A 9,119-nucleotide genomic window follows, 5' to 3' on the forward strand; every position below is an offset into this window, starting at 1 on the left:
CACTGTCGAGCGCCAGATTTCAGAACAAGTGGCAGGTTCCAGCGAAGTCCAGAGTGTCGTCGCCAATCTGGAAAAGCGCTACGACGAGTACACCGGCGGGTTGGAACGCCGCTCGCTGCTGACCAAGAATAACGATGAGCTTCCTGATGCCGAAGAGCTGGGTGCGGCGGTCGAAGCCTACCTTGCCACCCGGGACGGTCGGGACGGTAAGGACGGCGAAAGCCAGGACAGCGGAGAAGAGCCGGACGAAGACGGCGACCCCGCCTGAGCTGAAGCGCCCGGCGCCGACTCGTCCTCCCCAACACGAAGTCTGCAGCAAGTTGCACACAAAGTTGCCGGCGTTCCTTTTGATGGCTTCCGGGTCGGTCAAGACTTGGCGGTATGACGAATGAAAAGCCGTACAGAATCCGAACCTCCGCCGACATCCTGAGCTATATCCCGCATGCCCTTGGCTTTTGGCCACGGGAGAGTGCTGTCTTCATCACGATGAGGGGAGGACGTGTGGGTGCGACATTGCGGGTGGATCTTCCGCACAATCCAACTCCGGGTGAGGCGGGCGATTTCGCCGAGCAGGTCAGGCATTACCTTGGCGGCGATACAACGCGGGATTCGACGATTATCGCCTTATACAGTGACGCTCCCTGGGGCGACCAGTCGGAACGACCGCACAGCAGGATTATGGACGCTCTGGAAGCGTGTCTTGCCTTTGCCGGAATTCCAGTCCGGGATGCCTGGTGGATTTCCGGATCAGTTTGGCGGGAGTACTTCTGCGACGACGTCAGATGTTGCCCCTGGCCGGGCCGGCCGATCGATGACATCACTTCAAGTGAACTCAACGCCGAGCTCATTTTCCGCGGCAGTCATTACGGGCGCAGTATTGAAGAGGCCACAGGTATCGGCCCGGAACTGCAGGTCAATACAGATCGGGCGGTTGAAGAATCCACGCGGGAGAATGTTCACCGCGTCGGCAACTCCTGGCTGCGGGAAAATCAATTCGCCGCAACGATGGGTGCCTGGCGTACGGCCGTGGAGGGCCACGGCGACGGATCACGGCGCGCCGGCAGATTGCCCTCGGGAATCCAGGATGAGGAGTCGGCGGGCTTTCTGCTCGCGAGTCTCACGTGCAAAACCGTTCGCGATTGTTTGTTGGTGCAAATCAGCATCGGTCCGGAAATCGCCCTGAAGGGGGCGTTTTGCGGCGACTTATTGTCGAGTCAATCCGGCGCCTTAATGGTTCCGGAAGCACTGAACACGAACCCTGCAGCCGCCCGCAGGGCCGACGAAGATCCCGACGGGACCCCGGATGCGCTCGCAGTATTCCAGGCCGTACTGGTGGGCGGGCATGACGGCCCACCCGACTGGAAGTCGATAAACCGCGCGGCTGATCTCTTCAAGATGCTGCTGCAATTCAGCTCAGGTCCATCGTCAGCGGCCCTGCTGACCATGCTGTCGTGGATTGAGTGGACCAAGGGGCGGGGTTCCCATGCCCAGAGCTATCTGGATAAGTGCCTTGAGCTGGATCCCAAGTACAAGCTGGCGGTACTTTTAGAGCAGCTGTTTGCCACTGGCCGCCTGCCGCGGTGGGCGACCAAACCTGATACTGCATGGAGCAGCATCGGTGCCGAAGCAGCCTAATGCGTGCCCGGGGCGGCCCCCTGCCAGCTGTCCCGAAGAGTGTGCCGAGGCCATGGAATCGTGAGACAATACAAAGGAGACCCGGTTGGGTCCGTGCTTCGAGTAGTCGAATGGACGCCGAATCCGGGGAACATTAGGCCCGGGCTGATAGTTCTACATGGTGGATCTACCAGCGGCGTTACGCCTCGAAATCAATCACGGACTTGACAGGGTCATAGTGGTGTTACCCCTTTGGTGATGCCACAGACCGCTGTATGAAAGGTTTTCTGTGTCACCGGCTTCCAAGAAGACAACCGCTACGTCCGCCAAAGAGGGCACGACGGGCGTAAAGCCCAACTCCGCTGCGAAGGGCGCAAACGGCTCCCCGGACGAGGGGACCGGGCTGACCAGCGTCAGGAAAAGCATGTCCGGTAACGCCGGTGCGAAGTCAAAGACGGGATCCAAGGCGGATACGGTCAAGGCTCCGGCCAAATCGGCCGGCAAAGGCGGAACGCGGAAGAAGGACGTCGTCGACGAGATAGTCGAAGAGGCCACGCCTGCGGCCGATGCCGACGCTGAGGACTTGCCGGAAGGCGCCGCTACGGAAGCTGCATCCTCCGAAGAGGAAGCTCCCACCGGATCCGGCTTTGTCTATTCGGACGCCGACGATGACGACGCCCCGGCCCAGCAGGTGATTTCCGCCGGAGCTACAGCGGATCCGGTCAAGGACTATCTGAAGCAGATCGGCAAAGTCGCCCTTCTGAACGCCGAGCAGGAAGTGGACCTTGCGCTTCGAATCGAAGCTGGTCTCTTTGCTGAGCACAAGCTTGCCGCAGAGAAGGACCTGCCGGAAAAGCTGAAGCGGGAGCTGAAATGGGTTGTCCATGACGGCAAGCGGGCGAAGAACCACCTTCTTGAAGCGAACCTTCGCCTCGTCGTCTCACTGGCCAAGCGTTACACCGGCCGCGGCATGCTGTTCCTCGATTTGATCCAGGAAGGCAACCTTGGTCTGATTCGGGCCGTCGAGAAGTTCGACTACACCAAGGGCTTCAAGTTCTCTACCTATGCGACGTGGTGGATTCGCCAGGCGATTACGCGTGCCATGGCCGACCAGGCACGTACCATTCGTATACCGGTCCACATGGTGGAGGTTATCAACAAGCTGGCCCGCGTCCAGCGCCAAATGCTGCAGGATCTCGGCCGCGAACCAACTCCTGAAGAACTGGCGCTCGAACTGGATATGACCCCCGAGAAGGTCGTCGAAGTTCAGAAGTATGGGCGCGAGCCGATTTCACTGCATACGCCGCTTGGCGAAGACGGTGACTCCGAATTCGGTGATCTGATCGAAGATTCCGAAGCCGTCGTGCCGGCTGACGCCGTGAGCTTCACACTCTTGCAGGAACAGTTGCACTCTGTCCTGGATACCCTGTCCGAGCGGGAAGCAGGCGTCGTGGCCATGCGGTTCGGACTTACCGACGGACAGCCCAAGACGCTTGATGAGATCGGAAAAGTCTACGGGGTGACCCGTGAACGCATAAGGCAGATAGAGTCCAAGACTATGTCGAAACTCCGGCACCCTTCGCGGTCTCAGGTGCTGCGCGACTACCTGGATTAAGACCAACCGGCTCACTGCAAATGCGGCGGGCCGGCACAGAGCACAGCGAAAGGGGCCCTCCAACAGGAAGGCCCCTTCGTTTTTAAGTTTTTGCCGCCGTGAGGTGTAATGAACCGTCGGGCGGTTCATTACAGATCAGCCCTCGCTGGCGGTGCCGGCCTTTTCATGCAGTCGACTTGTCTCATCCTGCCACTCTGATGCGAGGGACTTCAGTTTTGGCTCATGTTCACGGGCATGATGTGCACAGAACAAGAGCTCACCACCGGAGGATTCAAGCACGACACGTACATAGGCCTGCGCTCCGCAACGGTCGCAGCGGTCTAGCGCGTTAAGTTCGCGGCTGGCTACAGCTGTCGTCATGACGACCTCCTTAGTAGTTCGTACACTCTATACAACCATTATTCGGTCCAATTTCTTCGCAGGATGGGCCGCTTTCGCTATCCGCGTACGGATGTTGCAAAAGCTATCGTCTCGTCCGAATTCTGAGACTGCTCCGACTCGCCCTCTGGAGGCGGTGGCATCCGGCATGGGAAAAGCTCGATAGCCTAGTAAAGATCCAGATATCCGCCGGTAGTTCCCGGCAGTTTCGAAGCCGAGGAGTAAGACCACAGTGGCGCCTACGAAATCCGAGTACACAGCGCGGCACCTTTCTGTTCTGGAAGGACTGGAGGCAGTCCGGAAGCGCCCGGGAATGTATATCGGGTCAACTGACTCCCGGGGTCTGATGCATTGCCTGTGGGAAATCATTGATAATTCCGTGGATGAGGCGTTGGCTGGATATGGCCAAAGCATCACAGTAATCATGCATCCAGACGATTCTGTCGAGATCCACGACGACGGCCGGGGCATTCCCGTCGATGTCGAGCCCAAGACGGGTCTGTCAGGTGTGGAAGTGGTATTCACGAAGCTCCACGCGGGTGGCAAATTCGGTGGTGGCTCCTATACAGCCTCCGGTGGACTGCATGGCGTCGGCGCCAGCGTGGTCAACGCACTGTCATCGAGGCTGGACGTGCAGGTGGACCGCGGCGGTAAGACCTACCAGATGTCTTTTCGCCGTGGTGAACCGGGCCATTTCAGGGACAAGGGCAAGACACTGACTCCGACGGCGCTATTTGAGCCGTTCACGACCGGGTCGACGCTGGATAAGACAGGTACTACGAAGCGGGGCGTGAGCGGCACAAGGGTGAGGTATTGGGCCGATCCGCAAATCTTCACCCGGGACGCTAAATTTTCCTACGAAGAGCTCCAAGCCCGTGCCCGGCAGACATCCTTCTTGATCCCGGGGCTCAAAATTACCCTTCGGGATGAGCGGGGATTGCCCGGCACTCCGGGGGAGAACGGCCCCATCGAAGAAGTATTCGTCCATGACGGCGGTATTTCCGAGTTCGCCGATTACCTTGCAGCAGACAGTCCTGTCACCGATATCTGGAGACTGCACGGTGCTGGAAAGTTCTCCGAATCGGTGCCGGTGCTTGACGATAAAGGACACAGCCACATTACCGAGGTCGAACGTGAGTGCGAGGTGGATATCGCCCTGCGTTGGGGGATCGGTTACGACACGACCGTTCGCAGCTTCGTGAACATTATTGCCACTCCCAAGGGAGGCACGCACCTCAGCGGTTTCGAACAGGCGCTGCTGAAGTCATTCCGTAAAGTGATCGAGGCGAACTCCCGCAAGCTGAAGGCGGGCAACGACAAAATCGAAAAAGATGATGTCTTCGCCGGTCTTACTGCTGTTCTGACGGTGCGGTTGGCGGAGCCCCAATTCGAAGGGCAGACGAAGGAAATTCTCGGCACCCCGGCGGTGCGCCAGATCGTAGCCAAGGTGGTCGAGAAGGAGATCCTCGCAAAACTGAACTCCAAAACGCGCGCAGACAAGCAGCAAAGCGCGGTGCTATTGGAGAAAGTCGTTTCGGAGATGAAGTCACGGATCTCCGCGCGTGTGCATAAGGAAACGCAGCGCCGCAAGAACGCCCTGGAAACCTCGGCGATGCCAGCCAAACTCGCAGACTGCCGGATCGATGACGTGGAACGATCCGAACTTTTCATTGTTGAGGGTGACAGCGCTCTTGGAACAGCCAGATTGGCCCGGTCATCCGACTACCAGGCCCTGCTGCCGATCAGAGGCAAGATTCTCAATGTCCAAAAAGCTTCGGTGGGGGATATGCTCTCCAACACTGAGTGTGCGGCGCTGATCCAAGTCGTCGGTGCGGGATCCGGGCGGAGTTTCCAGCTCGAGGCAGCGCGTTATGGCAAGGTCATCCTCATGACTGACGCGGACGTGGATGGTGCACATATCCGTACGTTGCTGCTGACGCTGTTCTTCCGGTACATGCGGCCTCTCGTTGAAGCAGGCAGAGTCTTCGCCGCAGTACCGCCGCTGCACCGGGTTGAGGTGATCCATTCCGGATCAAAACCGAACGAGATGATCTACACCTATTCCGAGAATGAGATGAATACCCTGCTTGCGCGGCTTGAGAAGGATGGAAAGCGGTACAAAGAACCCATCCAGCGTTACAAGGGTCTCGGTGAGATGGACGCCGATCAGCTGGCGGAGACGACGATGGACCCGCGGCACCGGACGCTCCGCCGGGTGGGAGTGGAAGACGCGCAGGCAGCCGAACGGGCCTTCGACCTGCTGATGGGCAGCGACGTGGCTCCCCGAAAGGAATTCATTATCGCCGGCGCCGCTGTCCTGGACCGTGAACGGATCGACGCGTAGGCGGACAGACCGTGGGCCCGGGACAGCTCAGCCGCAACTGGAGCGGAGACGGCAGGTCACAACGCCCATAGCCCGGGAACAATCAGCAATACCGTCGGCGCCGCGAGCAACGCGGCGGACATGCCCACTATTATTGACTGCCCGGATTGGGGCAGCGCGGGACGGGGAGTGATCAGGCGGCTGACCCGATGCGAGGTCGTCACGGCATCCATGCCGGACTCGATCGGACCTCCTGGTGTCCCGACCGGGCTGCTGCCGGCGTCGTAATGCCCGAGGGCTGAAGAAGATCCAGCCAAGGCGCCGTCGTCGTCATCAGTGCTCTCAGAGGGACCGGTTCCCGAGGCGACAATTGCGATCGCTTTAATCAAGGACGTCTTGTCGACAGATTTCAGCGCCTCGTCATCGGCCAGCATTTCGATCAGTTCATTAACCGAGCGCTGGGCCAGTTGAGACGTCGGCAGCCACGGCAGCGCAGAACGCCAGGCCGCGAATGCCCACAGCAGGAGATGGTGGCGCTGGGTCAAGTGGGTCTGCTCATGGATGAGCACGGCCTCAAGCTCGTCCAGCTCAAGCAGATTGACCAGGCCGTCGGATAGAACCGTCACCGATCTGGCTCCTCCCGGCAGGCAGTATGCCACGGGGGCCGGGTGGTTAATCACGACTGTCGACGCGGACTCCGGGGAAGGCGAACTGAGGATACGCAGCAGGTCCCGGTGCCGCCGTCGCTGGCGATGAATCCGAATGTAGGTCAGCAGCAGGGTGAAGACCAGGTGCAGTCCCAAAAGGAAGGCCGCACTGAGCGCAAAGACGTGCCAGAAACCCAGGGCCTCCGTGGACCGGTTCCCGAATACGATCCCGGCCAGCACGCCCATGCCGGCCAGCAAGTTGTCTCCGAGTGGGTCAAGCCCCCATACCAGCATGGCCCCGATCATTGAGAGCCCACCGGCCAGCGCGATTGCCTGCCAAAGAATCATCGCGGTGAAGGGGGATCGTGCCGGCCATTGCGCCTTCGAGAGAATGATCGGAGCCGGCCAGGCCAGAATGATGGCGAGAACGGCCAGCGCGTACGATGCCCAGATCATTCGATACCGTCCGGCGCCCGGCGGCGCCTAGCTGTGTCCGAGTAGTTTACGCAGGGTCGCGGCTTCGCCATCGCTGACGGATCCGAGGAACCGGGCGAGAACTGCCTCGCGGTTGGGCGCAGAGCCAAGAACCTCGTGCATCAGGTCCGCCGTGTGCTCTTCCCTGCTGGTGACTGCCTGGTAGCGGTGCGGCCGCGTGTCCCGCGCGCGTTCAACCAGTCCCTTCTTCTCCAGCCGGGAGAGCACGGTCAGGACAGTGGTCACCGCCAGTTCCTTGCTGGCGTGTTCCCCGTGCGTTCTCCGGGCGAGCATGTCACGGAGTGCATTGGCGGTTACCGCTTCGGGGTTCTCCCACAGAAGATCCATCACTGTGCGTTCGAGCTCGCCGAGAGTGGCCATCCGGATTCCTTGTCTGCCTGTAACGCCGTTGCAGGTGGCGTCGTCGTCCTGTATTTCAAAGTTCACTATGAACTTGTATCTGTCTCTAATTTACCCGGTTTCCCGTCAAGGTTCTACATTGCGTAGAACCTTTGCGCGCCGCGCCGGCCGTTGCTATTGCCCGACGACGGTTCGAAGGAGCATAAATTCAAAGCGGTGTGCCGATAGTCTTGGAATATGACAGCCAGCACCCTTGCCCCGATGCCCGATTCATCGACCGGTTTGAGCTGGCGCAGTATAAAACCGGAGGACGTCGATTCCTGGTTGGAATTGATCGAGCGAATGGCGGAGGCTGACAAACCCATCTGGTTTGAGCACCGGCAGGACCTGGAGGAGATCTTCAGTTCCTCCAAAAACGATCCGGCACTCAACAGTCTTTTCGGTCTCGACGAAGCGGGAATTCCACGCGCCTTCGGTCGGGTTACGAGCAACGAAGGATCACCCAAGGCCTACTCCTGGGGCGGCGTCGATCCGCAGTGGCGCCGGAGGGGGATTGGTACGGTTGTTTACCGCTGGCAGGAGGCACGGGCCAGGCAACGGTTCTCGGAGGCCGGTGCGTCGCCCGGAGTGCTGCGTACCTATGCGGAAGAAAACAATCAGGGCCACATCGCTTTGATGGAATCCATGGGAACCAAGGTCGTGCGGTACTGGACCGAGATGACCAAACCGCTCAGCGAACCGATCCCTGAGGCCGGCTTGGACAGCGGGTTGGAGTTCGTAACTTTCAATCCGGAAATTTCCGACAGTATCCGTCAAGCGCACAATGAAGCGTTCCAGGATCACTGGGGGAGCGAGCCCCGCGATGAGGAGAGCTGGCGGTTTACGGTTAGCCATCCGGATTTCAAACCCGGATGGAGTATGGCCGTAATCGACAAGACCAGCGGCGAAGTGGCCGGATATCACATTGCCAGCATGGACCCGAACTCTCTCAAGATCCACGGGTACAGCGAGGGGTATACGGAGCTGCTGGGTGTGCGCAGTGGCTGGCGCGGACGCGGCATAGCCCCGGCGATCCTGATTGAGGCCATGCGCCGCTTCAAGGCCGGTGGAGTGGACAATGCCGGATTGCAGGTCGATACCGAGAACCCGTCAGGCGCCCTCGGCTTGTATGAGCGTCTCGGATACACGCCGACCCACAGGACGCTGACTTTCGACCACGCGTTGGAGTAGTGAGCGCAGGGATGCCTCCCGGCTCCCGCTTCCGCGGCGGGTACATCGGCAAGAACGGCGTGACTAAAGGAGTCGACAATGCCATACGTATTTCTGGCCCTGGCCATCGTGTTCGAAGTGGCCGGGACGTCGCTGCTGAAGCTCTCGGACGGATTCACCCGATTGTGGCCCTCGGTGGGTGTGGCAGTCGGATACGGCATGGCGTTCTGGATGCTGTCGTTGACTCTGCGCACGGTACCGGTGGGAGTCGCCTACGCCATCTGGGCCGGTTTAGGGACAGCCTTGATAGCCATCATCGGTGCATTCTTCTTCGGCGAGCAACTGGGCATGGTCAAAGTCATTGGCATAGCTTTGATCGTGGCAGGAGTTGTGGCGCTCAATATTGACAGCGGAGCACCCTAGTGTCCTGATTCGTTAATTCGTTTCAGGTATCTGGCGATGGAGGCGAGGATGTCTTCGGCGGTTTTGGTCCAGATGA

At 59.7% G+C, this 9,119-nt stretch carries 8 protein-coding genes and 1 pseudogene; 6 read left to right on the forward strand and 3 right to left on the reverse strand.

The window, feature by feature from the left end:
• The 3 genes and pseudogenes from Y707_RS32835 to Y707_RS0112440 form a co-directional block, all read left to right on the forward strand.
• Positions 1-268, forward strand: a pseudogene (locus Y707_RS32835) (PAC2 family protein); the annotation flags it as partial.
• A gap of 113 nt (positions 269-381) precedes the next feature.
• Complete coding sequence (locus Y707_RS0112435; protein ID WP_026535341.1) at positions 382-1,635, forward strand: DUF4192 domain-containing protein; 1,254 nt, start codon at positions 382-384, stop codon at positions 1,633-1,635.
• A 268-nt stretch (positions 1,636-1,903) separates the two neighbouring features.
• Positions 1,904-3,229, forward strand: coding sequence for an RNA polymerase sigma factor (locus tag Y707_RS0112440; protein WP_035781521.1), 1,326 nt, complete (start codon positions 1,904-1,906; stop codon positions 3,227-3,229).
• A 135-nt stretch (positions 3,230-3,364) separates the two neighbouring features.
• On the opposite strand, the gene Y707_RS0112445 is transcribed toward Y707_RS0112440, so the two are convergent.
• Entirely contained in the window at positions 3,365-3,589 is a 225-nt protein-coding gene (locus Y707_RS0112445; RefSeq protein ID WP_026535343.1) for a DUF7455 domain-containing protein, read from the reverse strand.
• A 250-nt stretch (positions 3,590-3,839) separates the two neighbouring features.
• Here Y707_RS0112445 and Y707_RS0112450 point away from each other — a divergent pair, with 250 nt between their 5' ends.
• Entirely contained in the window at positions 3,840-5,951 is a 2,112-nt protein-coding gene (locus tag Y707_RS0112450) for a DNA gyrase/topoisomerase IV subunit B (protein ID WP_026535344.1), read from the forward strand.
• 56 nt (positions 5,952-6,007) lie between these two features.
• Here Y707_RS0112450 and Y707_RS0112455 read toward each other — a convergent pair whose 3' ends face one another.
• The gene (locus Y707_RS0112455) at positions 6,008-7,033 is read right to left on the reverse strand and encodes a M56 family metallopeptidase (protein WP_026535345.1); all 1,026 of its coding nucleotides are present in this window, start codon (positions 7,031-7,033) and stop codon (positions 6,008-6,010) included.
• Between the two features lie 27 nt (positions 7,034-7,060).
• Positions 7,061-7,432, reverse strand: coding sequence for a BlaI/MecI/CopY family transcriptional regulator (locus tag Y707_RS0112460; RefSeq protein WP_026535346.1), 372 nt, complete (start codon positions 7,430-7,432; stop codon positions 7,061-7,063).
• Between the two features lie 216 nt (positions 7,433-7,648).
• On the opposite strand from Y707_RS0112460, the gene Y707_RS0112465 reads away from it, so the two are divergent.
• On the forward strand, positions 7,649-8,641 hold the full coding sequence (locus Y707_RS0112465) for a GNAT family N-acetyltransferase (protein ID WP_026535347.1): 993 nt from the start codon (positions 7,649-7,651) through the stop codon (positions 8,639-8,641).
• Between the two features lie 78 nt (positions 8,642-8,719).
• A complete protein-coding gene (locus Y707_RS0112470) occupies positions 8,720-9,043 on the forward strand; it encodes a DMT family transporter (protein ID WP_026535348.1) in 324 nt (107 codons plus the stop codon).
• Positions 9,044-9,119 lie beyond the last annotated feature (76 nt).

The sequence above is a fragment of the Arthrobacter sp. H14 genome, from assembly GCF_000520495.1.
Classification (GTDB): Bacteria; Actinomycetota; Actinomycetes; order Actinomycetales; family Micrococcaceae; genus Arthrobacter_C.

What these genes read in the sequence shown, in the direction of transcription:
- Y707_RS0112435 (WP_026535341.1), top strand. Translation starts at nt 382, where the DNA reads ATGACGAATGAAAAGCCGTACAGAATCCGAACCTCCGCCGACATCCTG.
- Y707_RS0112445 (WP_026535343.1), bottom strand. Translation starts at nt 3,589, where the DNA reads ATGACGACAGCTGTAGCCAGCCGCGAACTTAACGCGCTAGACCGCTGC.
- Y707_RS0112455 (WP_026535345.1), bottom strand. Translation starts at nt 7,033, where the DNA reads ATGATCTGGGCATCGTACGCGCTGGCCGTTCTCGCCATCATTCTGGCC.
- Y707_RS0112460 (WP_026535346.1), bottom strand. Translation starts at nt 7,432, where the DNA reads ATGGCCACTCTCGGCGAGCTCGAACGCACAGTGATGGATCTTCTGTGG.
- Y707_RS0112465 (WP_026535347.1), top strand. Translation starts at nt 7,649, where the DNA reads ATGACAGCCAGCACCCTTGCCCCGATGCCCGATTCATCGACCGGTTTG.
- Y707_RS0112470 (WP_026535348.1), top strand. Translation starts at nt 8,720, where the DNA reads ATGCCATACGTATTTCTGGCCCTGGCCATCGTGTTCGAAGTGGCCGGG.